The following is a 19,971-nucleotide window of genomic DNA, read 5'->3' on the forward strand; positions in this document are numbered from 1 at the left end:
GTACGAGGGACCAGCACCGCCGAGCCGAGGAGCGAGCCCCATGACCCAGGTGCCGGACCCCCGCCCCGCGGACGAGGACGCGTACGCCGCCCTGGACCGGGCCGCCGCCGAGGTGGCCGGCCGGGTCGTGGCCTGGCGGCGCCACCTGCACGCGCACCCCGAACTCCCCAACCGCGAGGCCGGTACCGCCCGACTGGTCGCCGAAGAACTGCGCGCCCTGGGCCTGGACGAGGTGCGCACCGGCATCGCCGGGCACGGCGTCGTCGGGGTGCTGCGCGGCGGCCTGCCGGGGGAGCGGGTGGCGGCGCTGCGCGCGGACATGGACGCGCTGCCGGTGCGCGACCTGTGCGGCGCGGAGTTCGCGTCCGCGGTCGTGGACGCCGACTACCCCGGCGGGCCCTTCCCCGTCTCGCACGCCTGCGGGCACGACTGCCACACCGCCATGCTGCTGGGCGCGGCGACCGTCCTGGCCGGGCTGCGCGAGCGGCTGCCCGGTACGGTCCTCTTCGTCTTCCAGCCCGCCGAGGAGGGCCCGCCGGTGGACGAGGAGGGCGGCGCCCGGGCCATGCTGGCGGCCGGTGCCTTCGCCGGCCCGGTGCCGACCATGGCCTTCGGCATGCACATCACCCCCCATCCCAAGGGGTACGTGGGGTACCGGGTGGGCAACCAGTACGCGGCCTCCTGCCTGGTGCGGATCGTGCTCACCGGGCACCAGGTGCACGGCTCGACCCCGTGGAAGGGCGTGGACCCGATGCCGGCCGCCGGGGCCCTGCTCACCGGGATCGGCCAGCTGTACCGGCAGGTGTCCGCCTTCGACCCGGTGACCGTCACCATCGGGCACGTCGAGGACGTGGGCCGCTTCAACGTCATCGGCGAGACGGTCACCCTCTGGGGCACCGTCCGCTGCATCGAGGAGGCCGGCATGGGGGAGGTCCGCAAGCGGCTGTCGACGCTGGTGGAGCACACCGCGCTCGCCTACAACTGCACTGCGGAGACGGCGTACTTGCAGGAGGTACCGCCGGTGCACAACAGCGCGGAGTGGGTGGCGGCCGCGCTGCCGAGCCTGCGGCGGGTGGCGGGCCGGGAGCGGGTGGTGGAGAGTTCGCCGACCCTGGGCTACGACGACGTCTCGGAGTTCGTGAAGGCCTTCGGCGGGCTGTACGTGATGCTCGGCGTGCAGGACGCCGAACTGGACGCGGCGGGACATCCGCAACCGACCCCGGGCGGACGGGGCGTGGTGCAGAACCACCACCCGGGCTTCTACGCGGACGACGACACGCTGGTCACCGGGGTCCGGCTGCACGCGCAGGTGGCGCTGGACCACCTGACCGGGGCGCTGCTGCCGGAGTGACCGGGCCGGACGGCCCGCTCGGCCATGGCGGTGGCCGCGGTTCACCCGGCGGCCACGAGGAATTTCCTACCGACCAGTAGACATGGAGCGACGCCCCGCCCATTCTTGGGCGTGTTCATGCCATTGACCTGAAACACGTCTGCGCGCGGCCCGCCGGCCGCCGCTCTGTCCGAGGAGCAACCCCCCATGCTCGGGAACACGTTGATCGTGCGTGCCGCCGTGTCCGCCGCCGCCGTCGCCTCGCTCGCCGTCACCGCGGCCCCGGCCCAGGCCGCCCCCGCGCCGGCCCCCGCGGCCACGACCTACGCCGCCACCGGTGGCAACGCGGCCATCCTCGGCATCGACTACAACGCCTGGCAGCGTGACGTCGCCGCCGTGGTCGACACCGCCCGGCCCTACCTGGACCAGCGCATCGCCAACTCCCCGGCCGGCGAGAAGCCCGCGATCGTCCTGGACATCGACAACTCCTCGCTGGAGACCGACTTCCACTACTTCTGGACCTGGCCCACCCCGGCCATCGCCCAGATCCGCGACCTGGTCAAGGACGCCAACGCCCGCGGCGTGGCGGTCTTCTTCGTCACCGCGCGGCCCGGGATCGTCTACGCGCCGACCCTCTACAACCTCAAGGCCGTCGGCTACCCGGTGACCGGCCTCTACGTGCGCGACCTGCCGGCCCTCTTCGAGGAGGTCAGCGCCTACAAGACGGCCCGCCGCGCCGACATCGAGGCGCGCGGCTACACCATCATCGCGAACATCGGCAACAACACCACCGACCTGGTCGGCGGCCACGCGGAGCGCACCTTCAAGCTGCCCGACTACGGCGGCAAGCTCTCCTGAACCACCCTCCCCGCGCGGGGAGTTCACCGGCGGAGCCCCCTTGACGGGGGCTTTCGCACACTGGTTCAGTGGCTCAGCCACTGAGCCACTTCCGGAGGTGCCCGCACCGTGGATACCCTGCCCCGCGAGACCATCGTCGACGTGCTCGAAGGCCGGCTGCGCGAGGACATCCTCGCCGGCCGGCACCCCGCCGGCACCCTGCTGCCCCCCGAGCGCCAACTCGCCGACGGCTACGGCGTCACCCGCACCACCCTCAAGCACGCCTTCGGCCGGCTCGTCCAGGCCGGGCTGCTGGAGACCCGGCACGGCATCGGCACCCGGGTGCGCGACTACGCCCGGCTGGGCGGCGCGGACCTGCTGCCCATGCTGGTCCGGCACAGCCCCGACTGGATCGGCGAGATCTTCGAGGTCCGGCGCAGCATCGGCACCCTGATAGCCGAGCGGGCCGCGGCCCGGGCCACCGCCCGGGACCGGACCGCGCTGCGCGAACTCCTCGCCGTGGTACGCGAGTCCGAGGGAGCCGACGCCGTGCAGCTGGCCGACGCCGAGGTGCACCGGGCCCTCGCCCGGGCCACCGGCAACCGCGTCTACGTCCTGCTCACCAACACCCTGTTCAACGCCTACCTACCGGTCCGGACGGCCCTCGCCGGTCCGTTCACCGACCCCGGCGCGGCGTACGACCGGCTCGCCCCGCTCGTGGACGCGGTCGGCCGGGGCGACGGGCCGGGCGCCCGGGCCGCGGCCGAGGACTACCTCGGCGCCACCGAGCGCATCATGCTGGACGGCCTGGCATGACCGCCGCTCGACCCGCCCGGGGCACGGTGTTCCGCGAGACCCTGCTCGGTACCGTCCGCCTCGACGGCGAGGGCCACGACCGGGCCGTCCGCCTCGAACTCATCGCGACGGCCGACCGGTTGCTGCGTCCCGGCGGGACCACCCGGGCCCGGCTGACCGGCCGGGTCCGGATCCAGGGCCGGACCGACGACCAAGGGGCCACCGGCGAGCTGGAGATCTCCCCGCTGGCCCGCCGCCGCATCCGCTACCGCCTGGACTTCGCCCTCGACGGCCGCCGCCTGACCCTCGACGGCTGGAAGGCGGTGACCCCGCTGCGGCCGGTGCACTCCATGACCGTGCTGCCCTGCACGCTGTACGAGGCCGACGGCAGCCGGGCCGGCACCGGCACGCTGCGCTTCCCGCTCGGCACCGGCCTGCTGCCCTTCCTCGCGAGCTTCCGCTTCCCCCGCCCCCGGGCCCGGACCGACCGGCCGGAACACGCCCCGGGTGCCGTCGAGTTCGCACCCCGCTGGACGGGGCGGCCGGGCCGCACCGAGGTCTGGTACACCACGCTCACCGACCCGGCCACCGGCACCGGTCTGTGGATCCACCACGAGCTGGTCGCCCCCACCGACCCGGCCGAACCGCCCTACGCCCACGGCTGGATCGCCCTCTATCCCCCCGAAGGCCCGGTCACCCACGCCCGGTTCGGCCCCGTTGCGCAGCCGGAACCGGACCCCGGCGGCTTCGCCGCCGCCGGCGTCCGGGCGCACCCCGGCCGGCTCACCGGCAGCGCCGGCGGCTTCCACTGGGATCTGGTCGAACTCCCCGAAGACGCGCCGCTCTTCACCTTCCCCCGCTGGTCCTGGCGGCGCCCGCTGCTGCCCGCCGCGCACATGCTGCCGGCCGCCCGGGCCGGCTACGAGGGCACCGTCCGGCACCCGGCGGGCACCCTCACCCTGAAGGCCGCCCCCGGCGCCTCGGCCCGCATCTACGGCCACGGCAACGCCCGGCGCTGGTCCTGGCTGCACGCCGACCTCGGCGACGGCGACGTCCTCGAAGTGGTGGCCGCCGTCTCCACCCGGCCGCTGCTGCGGGACCTGCCCCCGCTGGTCTTCCTGCGGCTGCGCCACCGGGGCCGCACCTGGCCCCGCCGGGCCGAGCGCAGCGCCCTCGGCTGGGCCGGCGCCGGCCGGTTCCGCGCCCGCATCGGACGGCCCGTCTGGCAGGTCGGCGGCCGCGCCGGACTGCGCCGGATCCACGTCGAGGTCACCCAGCCCCCCGAGCGCACCCTGACACTCGACTACCGCGACCCCGACGGCGCCCCCGCCCGCTGCCACAACAGCGAGCGGGCCGACGCCGTGGTCCGGCTGGAGCGCTGGTGGGGGCGGTGGCGGCCGGAGGCGAGCTGGACCCTGACCGGCACCGCCCACGCCGAGGTGGGCGAGCGATGACCGCCGAGGCGCTGGTGCACGCCCTGCTCGCCACCGACCCCCGGGCCGCCGCCGACGCGTGGGCCGGCCGGGTCCCCGACCGGCTCGGCTCCGTCCTCGCCACCCTGCCCGCGCCGGCCCGCGCCGGGTTCCGCGCCGCCGCGGCCGGCGTCGGGGCGTACGCCCTCGCCCGCACCGGCCGCCGCCTGGGCGCACTCGGACCGGCCGGCCGGGAGGACCTGCTCCGGGCCCTGGCCGGGCACCCCGGGGCCGCCGCGCTGCTCGACCTCGTGAAGGTGCCCGTGCTGCTGGCCGCGGGTACCGAACACCTGGGCAGCCGCCCGGCCCGGCCCGCCCCGGCCGCGCCCCCGGACCCGCCCCTGGACTGCGTACCGGCCGAGGAGTGGCCCGCCCGCACCACCGCCGACGCGGTGGTCGTCGGCTCCGGCGCGGGCGGCGCGGTCGCGGCCCGCACCCTGGCCCGGGCCGGACTGCGCACCCTGGTCCTGGAGGAGGGCCGGCACCACACCACCGCCTCCTTCGGCCGGCGCGCCCCGCTGGACCGCTTCGGCGAGCTCTACCGCGACGGGGGCGCCGGCCTGGCCCTCGGCCGGCCGCCCCTGCTGCTGCCCACCGGCCGCGCCGTCGGCGGCACCACGGTCGTCAACTCCGGTACCTGCTACCGGACTCCGCCGGAGGTCCAGAGCCGCTGGCGCCGCGACCACGGCTGCGACCTCGTCGACGGCCTCGACGACCGGCTGGACGAGGTGGAACGCACCCTGCGGGTGGCGACCCAACCCCTGGACGTACTCGGCCGCAACGGCCTGCTGGCCCTGGCCGGAGCGGCCGAACTGGGCTGGCGGGCCGCGCCGTTGCGCCGCAACGCCCCCGGGTGCCGGGGCTCGTGCCAGTGCGTCGTGGGCTGTCCGGCGGGGGCGAAGCAGAGCGTGCAGCTCTCCGTGCTCCCGGACGCCTGCGCGGCGGGCGCCCGGATCCTCACCGGGGCCCGGGTGCTGCGGATCCTGGTCGACCCCGACCGGCCCGGCGGGCCCCGGGCGGCCGGGGTGCGGGTGCGCCGGGCGGGCGGCAGCGAGTTCGAGGTGCTGGCCCCGCTGGTCGTGGTGGCGGCCGGGGCTCTGGAGTCCCCGCCGCTGCTGCGCCGTTCGGGCCTGGGCGGGCACCCGCGGACCGGCCGCAACCTGAGCGTCCACCCCGCCGCGAGCGTGGCCGGCCGCTTCGCGCAGCCGGTGACGGCCTGGGAAGGGGTCCTGCAGAGCGTCGGGGTCGAGGAACTGCGGGGCGCGGGCATCCTCATCGAGGCCACCGCCACCCCGCCGGGGATGGGCAGCCTGGTCCTGCCCGGCCTGGGCGCCGAGCTGCGCCGGGAGCTGGCGGGTGCGGACCGGCTGGCCAGCCTCGGTGCGATGATCGCGGACCGGCCCGCCGGCCGGGTGCTGGGCCGGCAGCGGGCGCTGGTGCGCTACGACCTCACCCCGCGCGACGCCGGGCGGCTGCTGACCGCCGTCCGCGCCATGGGCGACCTGCTCTTCGCGGCCGGCGCCCAGCAGGTGCTGACCGGCATCACCGCGGCCCCGCGGGCCTCGTCCCCGGCCGAACTGGCCGATCTGCTGGCGCGCGTGACGATCCGTCAATTGCACCTGTCGGCCTTCCACCCCACCGGTACGCTCGCCGCCGGCGCCGACCCGCAGCGGCACCCGGCCGACCCCGTGGGCCGGCTGCGGGGCGTCCAGGGGGTCCTGGTCGCCGACGCCTCGCTCCTGCCGAGCTGCCCCGAGGTCAACCCCCAGCTCAGCATCATGGCCCTCGCCTCGGCGGCGGCGGAGGGGGCGGTGGTCGACTGAGGGGGTGGTGCTGCGGCTGAGGTGCCGCAGCACCACCCGCCCCGTCAGCCGGTGGTCACCCGCGCCGCGACGGCCCGGGCGCAGTCCATCGACTCGGTGCGCGTCGTGTCCACGTCCAGGTCGTACCGGACGCCGGTGTGCACCACCGCGGCCTGGGCCGCGGCCATCCCGGGGGTCCGGTCGCCGCGGGCGATCTCCCGGCCCGCCAGCACCTCCGCATCGCAGGTCACCCCGACCCAGAGCACCGGCAGGCCCGTCAGAGCCCGCTCCCAGCGCGCCTGGGAGGCGGCCCCGCCGAGGAACACCTCGTCCACCACGATCCGGGCGCCGGCCCGCGCCATGGCCGCCACCCCGGCGATCCAGTGCTCCTCCAGGGCCCGGAACTCCGCCCCGACGCTCACCCCGCCGTCCGCGTCGAAGCCGATGCCGTCCCCGCCCTCCCGCAGCGCGGCGGGCAGCGCGTCCACGAAGGTGTCGACGCTGAGGGAGAGCCATGCGCCGGGCAGCACCGTCTGGAGGCAGCGCGCGATCGCGGACTTCCCCGAGCTGGACGGGCCGTTGAGGATGATCACCTGGGTCACCGGGGCAGCGTATGCCTCCGGACCGGGGCGTGCCACGGAATTGCCCGGCCCGTCAGCAGGTCGGCAGCACGCCGTCGACGGCCTCGGGGCAGAGGTTGTGCTCCACCTTTGCCAGCAGGCGCAGTAGCTCGGCGCTCTCGGCCGGGTCCAGCCCGGTCAGCGTGAGCCGCTCCAGCTCGGCCCAGGCGGCGCCGACCCGGGCGTGCAGCGCGCAACTGGCCTCGGTGGCCTCCACCAGCGAGGCGCGCCGGTCGGCCGGGTCCGGGCGGCGCCGGACGTGCCCGGCGTGCTCCAGCCGCTGGAGCATCTTCGTCACCGTCGAGGGGTCCAGGCCGACCGCCTTGATCAGCTCGGACTGGCGGACCGGGCCGTCGTCCCACAGGTGGATCATCACGAACTCCTGGCCGGGGTAGAGCCCCAGCTCCCGCAGCAGCCGGCCGGCCGCGATCCGGTGCAGCCGCGCGACCCGGCTCACCGCGTGGCTGACCGGCCCTTCGAGGAACGCGCCGGGCGCGCCGGCCTCCTCGACGCCCCGGCCCGGGGTCCCTGCGTCCATGACTGCTCCTCGTGACCGGGTGGCTGCGCCGTGCCCGCGTGCTGCTCCGCACTGCTCCGTACGGAGGGTTCTCCGACATTTTACCTTGGCCGGCCAATCAATCGTCTACAGTGGTCTCACGGCATTCATTGGCCGACCCATTAATACCCTTGTGAGGCGTACGATGACCAGCGCATTCGAGGCGACCACCCTCGCCGGCACCCCGCTCGCCAACCGGGTGGTCATGGCCCCCATGACCCGTAGCCGTGCAGGTCAGGGCGGTGTTCCGACGGAGCTGACAGCCGAGTACTACGCCCAGCGGGCCACCGCCGGGCTGATCGTCACCGAGGGCATCCAGCCTTCGGTGGCCGGCCAGGGATACCTCGCCACCCCGGGTCTGCACACCCCTGAGCAGGTCGCGGGCTGGCGCAAGGTCACCGCCGCGGTGCACGCCGCGGGCGGCCGGATCTTCGCCCAGCTCATGCACTCCGGCCGGATCGGCCACTCCGCCCTGCGCCCCGACGGCGCCGCCAACGTCGCGCCCTCCGCGGTCCGGGCCGCCGGCCAGTCCTTCACCCCCGAGGGTCCCAAGGACCACGACGAGCCCCGGGAGCTGACCCCCGCCGAGATCCGCGCCACCATCGCCGACTACGCCGCCGCGGCCCGCAACGCCGTCGACGCCGGCTTCGACGGCGTGGAGCTGCACGGCGCCAACGGCTACCTGATCCACCAGTTCCTCGCCCCCGGCTCGAACCGGCGCACCGACGAGTGGGGCGGCTCCGTGGAGAACCGCATCCGCTTCGCCGCCGAGGTGACCCGGGCGGTGGCCGCCGAGATCGGCGCCGAGCGCACCGGCCTGCGGGTCTCGCCCGGCAACCCGTACAACGACATCAGCGAGCCCGAGCCGCTGGAGACCTACCTCGCCCTGCTCAAGGAGCTGGCCGGGCTGGACCTCGCGTACCTGCACGTGCTGGAGACCTCGCCGCAGAGCCGGGCGGTCACCCGCGCCCTGCGCGAGAACTTCGCGGGCGCGCTGGTCCTCAACCCCCTGACCGACGGCCCCACCGACCACGCCGCGCTCGCGCTCCTGGAGGAGGGCGTCGCCGACTACCTCGCCTTCGGCCAGCTCTTCCTCGCCAACCCGGACCTGCCGGCCCGGCTGCGCGCCGGCGGCCCGTACAACAAGCCCGACCAGAGCACCTTCTACGGCGGCGACGCCCGCGGCTACACCGACTACCCCGCCCTCTGAGCCGCGGCCCGGGGGCGCCCTCCCGGGCGAACGCGGGCGGTGTCGGCCGCCCCCGGGTGAAAGCAGTGGCCCGGAGATGTGAGGATGGGACCATGAGCGACAACGTGTTTTTCGACATCACCATCAACGGCGAGCCGGCCGGCCGCATCGTCTTCCAGCTCTTCGACGAGGTCGTCCCGAAGACGGCCCAGAACTTCCGCGAGCTGGCCACCGGCCAGCACGGCTTCGGCTACGAGGGCTCCTCGTTCCACCGCGTCATCCCGGACTTCATGCTGCAGGGCGGTGACTTCACCAACCACAACGGCACCGGTGGCAAGAGCATCTACGGCGAGAAGTTCGCGGACGAGAACTTCGAGCTGAAGCACACCAAGCCGGGCCAGCTCTCCATGGCCAACGCGGGCGCCAACACCAACGGCTCGCAGTTCTTCATCACCACCATCGTCACCGACTGGCTGGACGGCAAGCACGTCGTCTTCGGCGAGGTCGTCGAGGGCATGGACCTGGTCAAGAAGATCGAGGGCCTGGGCTCGCGCAGCGGCGCCACCTCCGCCAAGATCACCATCGCCAAGTCGGGCGTCGTCGGCGCGTAAGCACGCCGCACCCCGCACCGACGGACCCTCCCGGAGCACGCTCCCGGAGGGTCCGCGTGCGTTCCGCCCGCAGCCGTCCGCCCGGATCCGCGGACCGCGCCGTCCGCACTCTCCCGAGTGACTGATCCAGCGCGTACGGTAGAGGAGGACGGACGGAGGACACCATGAGCGCGCTGCCCCACGAGAGCCCCACCCGCCCCTGGGCCGATCCCTACCGGCTCGGCGCGGAGGAGGGCCCGCAGACCATCGCGGAGCTGCGCGCCGCGCTCGCCCGCATCTCACCGCCCGACCTCGCGGCCTTCGACGCCCGGCTCGGCGCGGCCCGCCTGGACCAGGTACCGCTGGTGCTCACCGAGTACCGGCACGTGTGGGCCCTGCGCTCGCGTCCCGAGGTGGCCGAGGCCGTGGCGGCCAATCTCGAGGGCAGCGAGAAGGCCGGTGGCCTCGACGAGTTCTTCGCCGCCTTCGCGGACACCCGCGGCGAGGCGTTCGGCGACGCCTACGGCGCCCCGGGCGAGGGGGGCCGTTGAGCGACTGGCACATCCTCCTGCCGGAGCGCCTCAACCGCGAGGTCGCCGAGCTCACCCCGGGGGAGCGCCAGGCGCTCTACCGCACCCTCAAGCGGCTGGCCGGCGACCCGCGCGCGGAGAGCGCCGCCGAGCCCGCCGCCAGCATCGAGCTGCGCCGGGTCCTCGCGGGTCCCGCCACCGACACCGGCCGCCTGGTCACGGTCCTCTACCGGGTGATCGCGGACACCCGCACGGTCGCCATCATCTGGATCATCAGCGGCCCCTGACGGCCACCGGACACCACGGGCGGGACGGTCGGGCGGGGTGCGGCCCGCCACGGTCACCTCGCCGCCCGGTTACACCAGCGTGCGCACCGACTGGTCGTGCAGTTCGTAACGGGCCGCGACCACGGCCAGCCGGCCCCCGGCGATCTCGGCCGCCAGGTCCGGCTCCGCCGCGAGCCGGTCGCGGACCAGCCGCGCCTGGGCCGAGACGGTGGCGTCGATCCGGGCCTCGCCCTGCTGCGTCCGGTCGATGGCCGGGCGGATCTGGTCCGCCAGGTACTGGATGTGCGCCGGCAGCCGCTCGCCGCTCGCGTCGACCTGCACCGCCGCCTTCACCGCCCCGCAGGACTGGTGCCCCAGGACCATGACCAGGGGTATGCCCAGCTCCAGGACGCCGTACGCGACGCTGCCCAGCACGGCCTCGTCCAGCACCTCGCCGGCCGAGCGGACGGTCATCAGGTCACCCAGGCCCTGGTCGAAGACGTGCTCGGGCGGTACCCGGGAGTCGATGCAGCCCAGCACCACCGCGAACGGGTGCTGCCCCTGGACCAGTTGGCGGCGCACCGCGGGCGACTCGTGCGGATGGCGCTCCCGGTGGGCGCGCCAGCGCCGGTTGCCCGCGGCCAGCTCGCGCAGGGCCCCGGCGGGGGTGTCGGGCCGCTCGGAGCCCCTGGGCGCGGCGGAGGCGGGGGTCGCTCCCAGGGCGAGGCCGGCGCCGGCGGTGCCGGCCACCGCGGCCCGGAGCAGTGAACGGCGGGCGGTGGACGTGTCGGTGAGGAATCTGTTGGCTGTCACGTCCGCCAGCCAACCCGCCGCGCGCCGGAACTGGCCGTTCCACCAGCCCGATCGACGGCTTGTCGGACAATATTCGGCGCAAAGCCGGGGACCGCACCCCACCCGTCTCACAAGGTGAACAGCCACCGCCAGCGGGGCAGTTCGGTGACCACGGTGGCTCCGGCCAGTAGCCACACCGCGACCGCCGCCCACAGGGGCCAGGCGTACCAGGCCGCCAGCGCCGCGGCGGCCAGCTGCAGCACCACCAGCAGGACGGTGACCGGGCCCGGTACGGGGACCATGACGCTGTTCTTGTCGCCGGGCGTGGCGAAGACCGTCGGCAGGCCGACCAGCAGCACCACCGACAGGGCGGCCAACGCCCACGAGACCCCTGCCAGGGCCCAGGGCGTGGCCACCCACGCCACCAGCTCCGTGGCGAAGCGCAGCACGGACGGCAGCCGGTCGTCGGGCCGCTGCCGGCCCGGGACCGGGGCGGGCGAGGGCTGCGGCTCCGGGATCCCCCGGTGGTTCTCGATCACCGCCGGACCCTCTCACACCTCCGGCGGCCGCCTCCCACCGGGCCCGCGCCGGCTGGGCGGCGCCCGGCCTGCCTAGACCGCGTACCGGTCGGCCGCGAAGAGGTGGGGGTGGGCCGCGACCCACTCGGAGGTGTGCCGCAGGCCTTCGGCCAGGGTGGTCCGGGGCTGCCACGAAGCCCACTGCAGAGCCCGGGAGTTGTCCGACAGCAGCCGCTCCACCTCGCTGCCGGCCGGCCGCAGCCGGGCCGGGTCCACCACGATCTCCGCCTCCCGGCCCGAGGCCGTGACCAGCGCCCGGGCCAGGTCGCCGATCGAGATCTCCCGGCCGGTGCCCAGGTTCACCACCTCGCCCACCGCCCGGTCGCAGGAGGCCATCGCCAGGAAGCCGAGCGCGGTGTCCGTGACGTACGTGAAGTCCCGGGTCGGGGTCAGCGAACCCAGCCGGATCTCCCGGGCCCCGGCGTGCAGTTGGGCCAGGATCGTCGGGATCACCGCGCGCGCCGACTGCCGCGGCCCGTAGGTGTTGAACGGCCGCACCACCGTCACCGGCAGCTCGAAGGCGTGGTGGAAGGAGAGCGCCATCATGTCCGCGCCGATCTTCGAGGCGGAGTACGGCGACTGCGGCTGGAGCGGGTGGTCCTCACCGATCGGCACCGTCAGCGCCGTCCCGTACACCTCACTGGTCGAGGTGTGCACCAGCCGCCGCACCCCGTGCGCCCGGCAGGCCTCCGCGACGTGGTGCGTGCCGACCACGTTCGTCTGCACGTACGCGCCCGGCGAGGCGTAGCTGTACGGGATGCCGATCAGCGCGGCGAGGTGGAAGACCGTGTCGCAGCCGGCCACCGCCTCCATCACCCGGCCCGGATCGCGCACGTCGCCCGCCAGCATCTCCACCGGGCCGTGCGCGCCGCCGTCCGGCCCCAGGTAGCGGGCCAGGTGGCCCTTCTCGCCGTACGGCTTGTAGTGCACCAGCGCCTTCACCCGCGCGCCCCGCTCCACCAGCAGGTCGACCAGCGTGGAGCCGATGAACCCCTCGGCGCCGGTGACCAGCACCGTCCGCCCGGTCCAGTCGAAGCCGGCCGCATCGGTGGCGGTGGCGGTGGCGGGGGAGCCCTGCGGGCCCGTCGTCTCGTACATCTCGATCGTTTCCGTTCCTGTGGGGTGTGGGTGGTGGGGCGGCGGCGGTCAGGCGGCGTGCGCGGGGTGCGCCGCCGCGGTCCGGCCCGCGAGGGTCAGCACCCGGTCGGCCAGCAGCTCGGCGGCCCGCCCGTGGGTGCCCGGGTCGGCGGCCCGGCCCATCGCCGCCAGCCGCGCCGGGTCCGCCAGCAGCGGCTCGACCAGGGAGGCCAGCCGGTCGGCCGTGGTCTGCGCGTCGGGCAGCAGCAGTCCGGCCCCGGCGTCGGAGAGCACCCGGGCGTTGTGGGTCTGGTGGTCGCCCGGCGCGTGCGGATAGGGCACCAGCACCGCCGGGGTGCCGGTGGCCGCCAGCTCGGCGACCGTGGCCGAACCGGCCCGGCACACCACCAGGTCCGCCGCCGCGTAGGCGAGGTCCATCCGGTCCAGGTACGGCACGGCCTCGGCCACCGCCGCCCCGCCGCCGGTGTGCAGCCGCTGCCGGGCCGCCTCCAGGGCCGCCGGGCCCGTCTTGATCAGCAGGCGTACGCCGGCCCGGTCGCGCCAGTGCTCCGCCAGGCCCAGGGAGGCCTCGGTGAGCCGGGCCGCGCCCAGGCTGCCGCCGTTCACCAGCACCAGCCGGGCCTCCGGCGGCACGCCCAGCGCCCGCCGGGCCGTGGCGCGCAGCGCCGGCCGGTCCAGGTCCGCCAGCGCCCGGGGCAGTGGCATCCCGACGGTCTCGGCCCGCGCGCCCTCGGGCAGGTGCGCCCGGCTGCGGTCGAAGGCCAGCGCGATGTGCGGGGTCAGCCGGGCGGCGAACTGGTTGGCCCGGCCGGGCACCGCGTTGGACTCGTGCACCAGGCTCGGCAGCCCGGCCATCCGGGCACCCAGGATCACCGGCGCGCTCGGGTAGCCGCCCATGCCGACCGCCACCTGCGCGCCCTGCTCCCGCAGGATCGTCCGGCACTGCACCCCCGACCGCAGCAGCGCGGCCGGCAGCAGGTAGCGCTTGGCGCCCAGCGCCGGATCGAAGGGGATCATGTCCACGGTGTGCAGCCGGAACCCCGCCTCGGGGATCAGCCGGGTCTCCAGGCCCCGGGTGGTGCCGACGAAGGAGATCACCGCATCGGGCACCGCCCGGCGCAGCGCCTGCGCCAGGGCGAGGCCGGGATAGATGTGGCCGCCGGTACCGCCGGCGCCGATCACGACAGACAGTGGTGTGCTCATGGCCGCCACAGTGGTGAAACGCCCTAAGAACGTTCTAAGAGCGCTCTTTGGCAGACTTCGTACCCATGAGCGCCGATCACCTGCCGCCCGCCGCCCCCGCCGCGGCCACGCCCGCCCGGATCCTCGTGGTCGACGACGAGCCCGAGGTGCGCGCCGCCGTCGAGGACGCCCTGACCATCGAGGGGTACGAGGTCCGCGGCGTCCCCGACGGGCTGGCGGCGCTGACCGAGACCGCCACCTGGGAGCCGGACGCCCTGGTGCTCGACGTGATGATGCCGCTGCTGGACGGGCTCGCCGTCTGCCGCCGGCTGCGCGCGGCGGGCGACCGCACCCCCGTACTCGTGCTGACCGCCCTGGACTCCGTCAGCGAGCGGGTCGACGGACTCGACGCCGGGGCCGACGACTACCTCGTCAAGCCCTTCGCCCTCGACGAACTCGCCGCACGGCTGAGGGCGTTGCTCCGGCGCACCGCGCCCGGGCCGGCCGCGTCCGACCGGCTCGGCTGCGCCGACCTGGACGTCGACCCGGCCACCCGCACCGGCCGCCGCGGCAACCGCACCATGGAGTTCAGCCGCACCGAATTCGCCCTGCTCGAACTGTTGTTGCGACACCCGGGCCAGGTCCTGCCCCGGGCCCTGATCCTCGAGCGGGTCTGGGGCCAGGACTTCGGCATGGAGTCCAACTCCCTCTCCGTGTACATCGGTTACCTGCGCCGCAAGCTGGAGGCGGACGGCGAGACCCGGCTGGTGCACACCGTGCACGGCATCGGCTACCGGCTGGACTGCGCATGACCGGCAGCCGCCGGCTGGGGGCCCGGTGGCGGCGCCGCCGCCCGCTGCGCACCCGGCTCGCCCTGGCCACCGCCGCCACCGTCGCGCTGGTCGCCGCCGGGGTGTGCGCCGCCGCCTTCTTCGTCCTCCGCTACGAGCTCTACCACCAGCTCAACCTGAACCTGATCCAGTCGGCCACCCGGATCACCCAGCAGCGCCACGACGAGCGGAGCGGGGTCCTGGCGGGGGAGTGCCGCTTCCTGTCCGCGCCCGCCTGCGCCCAGCTCGTGCCCGCGGACCCGGCGGCCGACCCGGCCGGCGGCTACCTGCTGCCGGTCACGGCCGGCACCCGGGCGGTGGCCCGGGGCGAGCGCGCCGCCTTCTTCACCGACACCACCCTCGGGGGGCACCCGGTGAGGGTCTTCACCACCCCTGACGGCCGCGGCCTGGCGGCTCAGGTCGCCCTGCGCGCCGACCCGGTGGAGGCGGGTGTGCGCCGGGCCGGCCGGCTGCTCGGCGGGGTGGGCGCGGCCGGCGTCCTGCTGGCCGGCGGCCTCGGTTACGCCGTCTCCCGCCGCACCCTGCAACCGCTGGCCCGGCTCACCGCCACCGCGGAGCGGATCAGCGCCACCCGCGACCCCCGCCACCGCATCGACCTGCCGCCGGGCCCCGAGGACCGGCGGGACGAGGTTACCCGGCTCGCCGAGAGCTTCAACACCATGCTCGGCGAGCTGGAGGACTCCGTCACCGCGCGCCGCCGGCTGGTGGCCGACGCCTCCCACGAACTGCGCACCCCGCTGACGGCCCTGCGCACCAACGCGGAGCTGCTGGCCCGCGCCGACCGGCTCACCCCGGCCCAGCGCGAGCGGGCCGCCGGGGCCCTGGGCCGTCAGCTGCGCGAGGTCACCGGACTGGTCGGGGACCTGATCGAGCTGGCCCGGGACGAGGAGCCCGACCCGCTGCTGGAGGTGGTGCCGCTGGCCGAACTGACCGAAGGCTGCGCCGCGGTGGCGCGCGAGCATTGGCCGGGGGTCCGCTTCGCCGTGGACGTGGCCCCGTCGGCCCGGGACCTCACCGTCCCCGGCGTACCCGCCCGCCTGACCCGGCTGCTGGCCAACCTGCTCGGCAACGCGGCCAAGTTCAGCCCGCCCGGCGGCCCCGTGGAGGTGGCGCTGGTGCGGCGGCCGGACGCGGTCGAGCTGACCGTGCGCGACCACGGGCCGGGCATCGCCGAGGAGGACCTGCCCTACGTCTTCGACCGCTTCTACCGGGCCCGTACCGCCCGCGCCCTGCCCGGGTCGGGGCTCGGCCTGGCGATGGCCCAGCAGATCGCCCAGGCGCACGGCGCCGCCCTGCGGGCCGAGCACGCCCCCGGCGGGGGTGCGCTGTTCCGTCTGACCTGGCCGGCGCCGGGCCGCCCGGACGGGCCGTGAGCCGGCCGGTGGGCGGGTCGGGGTGTCCGGGGGTCAGTGCGTCAGGGCGGGTGGGACGGCCTCGCGGAGCGCGGTGGTGACGGCCGCGACCGCCGGATGCGCCCCGGCGCCGCTGCGGTAGGCGATCCGGGTGCGGCGCCGCAGCGGCAGCCGGGCCAGCGCCACCCCCGGCGGCGGGTCCGCGATGCCCAGCTGCGGGACCATCGCCACGCCCTGACCGGCCGCGACCAGGGCCAGTACGGTGGCGAAGTCGTCCACCCGGTGGCGCACCCGCGGCCCGAAGCCGGCCGCCTGGCAGGCCCGTACGGTCATCGCCTCGCAGAGGGTGCCCGGGGTCGCGGTGATCCAGGGGGCCGTCCGCCACCGGCCGAGCGGGTCCGGGCCGGGCCGGTCACCCGATCCGGGAGCAGAGCGCCGCTCCGGTTCCGGAGCGGGCCCGCAGGACGCCAGGTACATCCACTCGGTGCACAGCGGTTCGGAGCCCAGACCGGGCTCCTCCGGCGCGGGGACGAAGTCGTAGTCGTGGACCAGCGCCAGGTCCAGCTCCCCCGCGCGCAGCGCGTGCGCCACCCCCGCCGGGTCGATCTCCGAGACCATCGGCTCCAGCTCCGGATGGCGCTGCGCCAGCAACCGGAGGGCGGCGGGTACGAAGGCCCGGGTCGCGGTGGGGAAGGTACCGATGCGCAGCGGCCCCGCCGGACCGTGCCGGGCCCCGGCCAGCTCCGCGCGCGCCTGCTCCAGGCGGTCCAGCACCGCCTCGGCGTGGCCGGCCAGCCGCTCGCCGGCCGGCGTGAGCCGGACCCGGCGGCCGGTGCGTTCCAGCAGCGGCACCCCGGCCTCGCGCTCCAGCGTGCTGAGCTGCTGGGAGACGGCGGACGGGGTGAAGGACAGGGCGTCGGCCACGGCGGCGATGGTGCCCCGCAGGGCGAGTTCGCGCAGCAGGCGCAGGCGGCGGACATCGAGCATCAGCTCAGCTTACGCATTCGGGTAGAAAAGCGAACTGGACCTGTCGGATCGGGTCGGTGAGGCTCGGGGCATGACAACCGACTTCGTCCCGCACGGGATCCACGTCCCCCTCATCACCCCCTTCGCCGCCGACGGGCAGGTGGCGCTGGACGCGCTCGAAGCGCTGGCTCACGCCGTCCTGGCGGACGGCGCCACCGGGCTGGTCGCCCTCGGCACCACCGGGGAGGCCGCCGCCCTGGACGCCGCCGAGCGGGCCGCGGTGACGGACGTCTGCGCCCGGGTCTGCCGCGAGCGCGGCGCGAGCCTGGCGGTGGGCGCCGGCGGCAGCGACACCCGCGCCAGTGCGGCGGCGCTGGCCGACCTCGCCCGGTGGCCCGAGGCGGGGGCGGCGCTGGTGACCGTGCCGGCCTTCGTCCGGCCGGGCCGGGCCGGGGTCCTCGCCCACTTCGCCGCGCTCGCGCAGGCGAGCCCGGTCCCGCTGATCGTCTACCACATCCCCTACCGGACCGGGTCCGAGCTGGACGCGGCGACCCTGCGGGCGCTGGGGGAGCTGCCGGGGGTGATCGGCGTCAAGTACGCCACCGGGGCGGTCGGCCCGGAGGCAGTGGACCTGCTCGCCGACCCGCCCCAGGGGTTCGCGGTCCTCCCGGGGGACGACACGGTCGCCTCCCCGATGCTGGCGCTCGGCGCGCCCGGCGCGATCCTGGCCTCCGCGCACCTGGCCACCGACCGGTTCGCGGAGCTGGCCGCCGCCTGGCGGGCGGGGGAGGCGGGCCGGGCCCGGGAGCTGGGCCACCGGCTGTCCCGGCTGTCGGCCGCGCTCTTCGCCGAGCCCAACCCCACGGTCCTCAAGGCGGTGCTGCACGCCCAGGGCCGCATCCCCACCCCGGACGTACGCCTCCCCCTGCTGCCGGCCGGCCCGGTCACGACGGAGGCCGCGCTCAAGGAGCTGGCCGGGCTGGGGGCGTGAGGTCCCGCCGGGGGGACTACTCGATGACGAGCTCGACGGGGATGTTGCCGCGGGTGGCCTTGGAGTAGGGGCAGACCTCGTGGGCCTGCTTGACCAGCAGGGCGCCGGTCTCGCCCTCGAGGGCGGCGGGCAGCTCGACGCGGAGGGTCACGGCGAGACCGAAGCCGGTCCCGTCCTGGCCGATGGAGGTCTCCGCCGTCACCGAGATGTCGCTGGTGTCGACCTTGGCCTGCCGGCCGACCAGGCCCAGGGCGCTGGAGAAGCAGGCGGCGTAGCCCGCCGCGAACAGCTGCTCCGGGTTGGTGCCCTGGCCGGAGCCGCCGAGGGCCGGGGGCATGGCGAGCGCGAGGTCGAGCTGGCCGTCGGAGCTGACGGCGCGGCCCTCGCGGCCGTTGGCGGTGGCGACGGCGGTGTAGATCGCGTCCATGGGAGGAGTCCTCTCGCGGTTCGGGGGCGGCCCGGTCGGCCGCCCCATCAATCAACCACACAATTCAATTGTGCACAACTGAATGGCTCCCGAGGTAAGCTGTGCCACATGACCGAGAACTGGACCGAGACCGTGGCCGACCGGGACTTCCTCCGGCTGGACGCGCAGATCTGCTTCTCCCTGAACGCCGCGTCCCGGGCCTTCGGCGGCCTCTACCGCGTGATCCTCAAGGAGCTGGACCTCACCTACCCCCAGTACCTGGTGATGCTGGTGCTGTGGGAGGACGGGCCCACCCCGGTCAAGGAGCTGGGCCGCCGGCTGCGGCTCGACTCGGGCACCCTCTCCCCGCTGCTCAAGCGGCTGGAGGCGAACGGCCTGGTGCGACGGGAGCGCAGTGCGCAGGACGAGCGCTCGGTCTCGGCCCACCTGACGGAGGCGGGCGCCGCGCTGCGGGAGCGGGCGGCCGCGGTACCCCGCCGCATCGCGGCGGCCACCGGCTTCGAGCTGGGTGAGGTGCGCGAGCTCCAGGCCCGGCTCGACCGCCTCACGGCCGCCCTGGACGCCGCGGCCTTGGCCGACGGTACGACGGACTGACCCGCTTTTGCCTCAGAGGTAAGGAAGTTTGCCGGACAGGCAAGAATCTGGCTCAATCGGGGACATGGACCCCGCATCCGACGGGCCCCCGACCGGTCCCGGCGACCGGGAGGGCGGCCCCGCCGTCCCCGACGACCTGCCCGCCGTCGCACCGCAGCTGCGTGAGCTGCGCCGGCGTACCGGCCTGACCCTCGAAGCCGCCGCGGCCCGGGCCCGGATGTCCCCGGCGCACCTGTCCCGGCTGGAGACCGGCCGCCGCCAGCCCTCGCTGCCGATGCTGCTCGGACTGGCCCGCACGTACGGGGCAACGGTATCCGAGCTGCTGGGCGAGAGCGCCGCGGCACCCGATCCGATCGTCCGCGGCGGCGGTACCGGTGCCCGCGAGGCCGACGGCTGGACGTACTGGCAGGCCGGCGGCTCGGGGCGCGGGATGCAGGCCCTGCGCGTGCACGTCCCGTACGGCCGCAGTCAGGGCGAGCTGGTGCGGGTGCACCCCGGCGAGGAGTGGCTGCACGTCCTGAAGGGACGGCTGCGGCTGCACCTCGGCGAGGCCGAGCACCTGCTGGAGGAGGGCGACAGTGCCCACTTCGACTCCCTCACCCCGCACCGCATCGCCGCGGCCCGGCCCGGCGGCACCGAACTGCTCTTCGTCCACACCCTGCTGCAGAGCGCCCTCGGCGGCCTCTGCCTGGGCGGCGACCGCCCGCGTCCCACGTTCTGACCCGTCCGACCGCGCGCCCCGCCGGGTGCGCCCCCGCCCGCTGAGGAGAAGGTCCGTCATGCCGGAAGAAGCCGTCGCCCCCGCCGTCACGCCCGTCCCCGCCGCCACGCCCGGTGTCGCCCCCGCAGCCGGGCCCACCGCCGTCCCCGCCGCCCGGGACTCCCGCGAGGCACCCGCCCCGGGGCCCGCGGCCGTGCCCCTCACCGCCGCGCAGGAGGCCTCGCTCCGGGGGCGCCTGGAGGCCAAGTTCCCGCGCGGGCTGTGGATCCGGCTGATCGCGTACCTCTTCGTCGGGCACCTCTTCGCCGGGTTCCTCTACCTGCTCTTCGAGCTCGGCTCCCGCCGGGGCTGAGGCGCCCGGCGCCGGACACGTGGCGGGGCGGGCAGGTCGTCGCATCCCAGTCCTCCACACCACCTCGCGGCACCGGCCGG

23 protein-coding genes are annotated in these 19,971 nt (G+C 75.7%); 15 read left to right on the forward strand and 8 right to left on the reverse strand.

All coding sequences use genetic code 11. From position 1 onward, the window contains the following. Positions 1 to 40 precede the first annotated feature (40 nt). From AB0O40_RS04830 to AB0O40_RS04850, 5 genes are all read left to right on the forward strand, one after another. A complete protein-coding gene (locus tag AB0O40_RS04830) occupies positions 41 to 1,351 on the forward strand; it encodes an amidohydrolase (protein WP_365035650.1) in 1,311 nt (436 codons plus the stop codon). A 186-nt stretch (positions 1,352 to 1,537) separates the two neighbouring features. Further along, positions 1,538 to 2,188 (forward strand): HAD family acid phosphatase, encoded by a 651-nt coding sequence (locus AB0O40_RS04835; protein ID WP_365035652.1) that lies wholly within the window; start codon positions 1,538 to 1,540, stop codon positions 2,186 to 2,188. A gap of 108 nt (positions 2,189 to 2,296) precedes the next feature. Then, positions 2,297 to 2,983 carry an FCD domain-containing protein gene (locus tag AB0O40_RS04840; RefSeq protein WP_365035654.1) on the forward strand — a complete coding sequence of 229 codons (687 nt, stop codon included), beginning with the start codon at positions 2,297 to 2,299 and terminating at the stop codon, positions 2,981 to 2,983. Then, entirely contained in the window at positions 2,980 to 4,416 is a 1,437-nt protein-coding gene (locus AB0O40_RS04845) for a hypothetical protein (RefSeq protein WP_365035656.1), read from the forward strand. Before AB0O40_RS04840 ends, AB0O40_RS04845 begins: the two co-directional genes overlap by 4 nt. Further along, positions 4,413 to 6,257, forward strand: a complete 1,845-nt coding sequence (locus AB0O40_RS04850) for a GMC family oxidoreductase (RefSeq protein ID WP_365035658.1) — start codon at positions 4,413 to 4,415, stop codon at positions 6,255 to 6,257. Before AB0O40_RS04845 ends, AB0O40_RS04850 begins: the two co-directional genes overlap by 4 nt. Positions 6,258 to 6,301: 44 nt before the next feature. Here AB0O40_RS04850 and cpt read toward each other — a convergent pair whose 3' ends face one another. Together cpt and AB0O40_RS04860 are read right to left on the reverse strand one after the other, a co-directional pair. Beyond that, entirely contained in the window at positions 6,302 to 6,829 is a 528-nt protein-coding gene (cpt, locus tag AB0O40_RS04855; protein WP_365035698.1) for a chloramphenicol phosphotransferase CPT, read from the reverse strand. Between the two features lie 61 nt (positions 6,830 to 6,890). Next, the gene (locus AB0O40_RS04860) at positions 6,891 to 7,394 is read right to left on the reverse strand and encodes a MarR family winged helix-turn-helix transcriptional regulator (RefSeq protein ID WP_365035660.1); all 504 of its coding nucleotides are present in this window, start codon (positions 7,392 to 7,394) and stop codon (positions 6,891 to 6,893) included. A 163-nt stretch (positions 7,395 to 7,557) separates the two neighbouring features. On the opposite strand from AB0O40_RS04860, the gene AB0O40_RS04865 reads away from it, so the two are divergent. The 4 genes from AB0O40_RS04865 to AB0O40_RS04880 all read left to right on the forward strand — a co-directional run bounded on the left by AB0O40_RS04865 (position 7,558) and on the right by AB0O40_RS04880 (position 10,008). Continuing rightward, positions 7,558 to 8,622, forward strand: coding sequence for an alkene reductase (locus AB0O40_RS04865; protein ID WP_365035661.1), 1,065 nt, complete (start codon positions 7,558 to 7,560; stop codon positions 8,620 to 8,622). 92 nt (positions 8,623 to 8,714) lie between these two features. Continuing rightward, positions 8,715 to 9,212 (forward strand): peptidylprolyl isomerase, encoded by a 498-nt coding sequence (locus AB0O40_RS04870; protein ID WP_365035662.1) that lies wholly within the window; start codon positions 8,715 to 8,717, stop codon positions 9,210 to 9,212. Positions 9,213 to 9,376: 164 nt separating this feature from the next. After that, positions 9,377 to 9,742, forward strand: a complete 366-nt coding sequence (locus AB0O40_RS04875; protein WP_365035663.1) for a hypothetical protein — start codon at positions 9,377 to 9,379, stop codon at positions 9,740 to 9,742. Further along, a complete protein-coding gene (locus tag AB0O40_RS04880; protein ID WP_365035664.1) occupies positions 9,739 to 10,008 on the forward strand; it encodes a hypothetical protein in 270 nt (89 codons plus the stop codon). Before AB0O40_RS04875 ends, AB0O40_RS04880 begins: the two co-directional genes overlap by 4 nt. Positions 10,009 to 10,077: 69 nt before the next feature. On the opposite strand, the gene AB0O40_RS04885 is transcribed toward AB0O40_RS04880, so the two are convergent. From AB0O40_RS04885 to AB0O40_RS04900, 4 genes are all read right to left on the reverse strand, one after another. Continuing rightward, entirely contained in the window at positions 10,078 to 10,800 is a 723-nt protein-coding gene (locus AB0O40_RS04885; protein ID WP_365035666.1) for a carbonic anhydrase, read from the reverse strand. A gap of 107 nt (positions 10,801 to 10,907) precedes the next feature. Beyond that, complete coding sequence (locus AB0O40_RS04890) at positions 10,908 to 11,237, reverse strand: hypothetical protein (RefSeq protein ID WP_365035700.1); 330 nt, start codon at positions 11,235 to 11,237, stop codon at positions 10,908 to 10,910. 153 nt (positions 11,238 to 11,390) lie between these two features. Beyond that, entirely contained in the window at positions 11,391 to 12,455 is a 1,065-nt protein-coding gene (locus tag AB0O40_RS04895) for a GDP-mannose 4,6-dehydratase (protein ID WP_365035668.1), read from the reverse strand. Between the two features lie 48 nt (positions 12,456 to 12,503). Further along, on the reverse strand, positions 12,504 to 13,658 hold the full coding sequence (locus AB0O40_RS04900; RefSeq protein ID WP_365035670.1) for a UDP-N-acetylglucosamine--N-acetylmuramyl-(pentapeptide) pyrophosphoryl-undecaprenol N-acetylglucosamine transferase: 1,155 nt from the start codon (positions 13,656 to 13,658) through the stop codon (positions 12,504 to 12,506). A 65-nt stretch (positions 13,659 to 13,723) separates the two neighbouring features. On the opposite strand from AB0O40_RS04900, the gene AB0O40_RS04905 reads away from it, so the two are divergent. Next, on the forward strand, positions 13,724 to 14,449 hold the full coding sequence (locus tag AB0O40_RS04905) for a response regulator transcription factor (RefSeq protein WP_365035672.1): 726 nt from the start codon (positions 13,724 to 13,726) through the stop codon (positions 14,447 to 14,449). Next, positions 14,446 to 15,861 (forward strand): HAMP domain-containing sensor histidine kinase, encoded by a 1,416-nt coding sequence (locus tag AB0O40_RS04910; RefSeq protein WP_365035674.1) that lies wholly within the window; start codon positions 14,446 to 14,448, stop codon positions 15,859 to 15,861. The genes AB0O40_RS04905 and AB0O40_RS04910 overlap by 4 nt, the downstream gene beginning before the upstream one ends. Before the next feature lie 33 nt (positions 15,862 to 15,894). On the opposite strand, the gene AB0O40_RS04915 is transcribed toward AB0O40_RS04910, so the two are convergent. Next, positions 15,895 to 16,827 carry a LysR substrate-binding domain-containing protein gene (locus tag AB0O40_RS04915; protein ID WP_365035676.1) on the reverse strand — a complete coding sequence of 311 codons (933 nt, stop codon included), beginning with the start codon at positions 16,825 to 16,827 and terminating at the stop codon, positions 15,895 to 15,897. A gap of 70 nt (positions 16,828 to 16,897) precedes the next feature. On the opposite strand from AB0O40_RS04915, the gene AB0O40_RS04920 reads away from it, so the two are divergent. Next, positions 16,898 to 17,797, forward strand: coding sequence for a dihydrodipicolinate synthase family protein (locus AB0O40_RS04920; protein ID WP_365035678.1), 900 nt, complete (start codon positions 16,898 to 16,900; stop codon positions 17,795 to 17,797). A 16-nt stretch (positions 17,798 to 17,813) separates the two neighbouring features. Here the strand turns inward: AB0O40_RS04920 and AB0O40_RS04925 are convergent, their stop codons facing one another. After that, a complete protein-coding gene (locus AB0O40_RS04925) occupies positions 17,814 to 18,224 on the reverse strand; it encodes an organic hydroperoxide resistance protein (protein WP_365035680.1) in 411 nt (136 codons plus the stop codon). 108 nt (positions 18,225 to 18,332) lie between these two features. Between AB0O40_RS04925 and AB0O40_RS04930 the strand changes: the two genes are divergently transcribed. The 3 genes from AB0O40_RS04930 to AB0O40_RS04940 all read left to right on the forward strand — a co-directional run bounded on the left by AB0O40_RS04930 (position 18,333) and on the right by AB0O40_RS04940 (position 19,891). Next, the gene (locus AB0O40_RS04930) at positions 18,333 to 18,818 is read left to right on the forward strand and encodes a MarR family transcriptional regulator (RefSeq protein ID WP_365035682.1); all 486 of its coding nucleotides are present in this window, start codon (positions 18,333 to 18,335) and stop codon (positions 18,816 to 18,818) included. Between the two features lie 64 nt (positions 18,819 to 18,882). Beyond that, a complete protein-coding gene (locus tag AB0O40_RS04935; protein WP_365035684.1) occupies positions 18,883 to 19,539 on the forward strand; it encodes an XRE family transcriptional regulator in 657 nt (218 codons plus the stop codon). 58 nt (positions 19,540 to 19,597) lie between these two features. Then, entirely contained in the window at positions 19,598 to 19,891 is a 294-nt protein-coding gene (locus AB0O40_RS04940; RefSeq protein ID WP_365035686.1) for a DUF6126 family protein, read from the forward strand. Positions 19,892 to 19,971: the final 80 nt, after the last annotated feature.

The sequence above is a fragment of the Streptomyces sp. NPDC089919 genome (assembly GCF_040684615.1).
Lineage (GTDB): Bacteria > Actinomycetota > Actinomycetes > Streptomycetales > Streptomycetaceae > Streptomyces.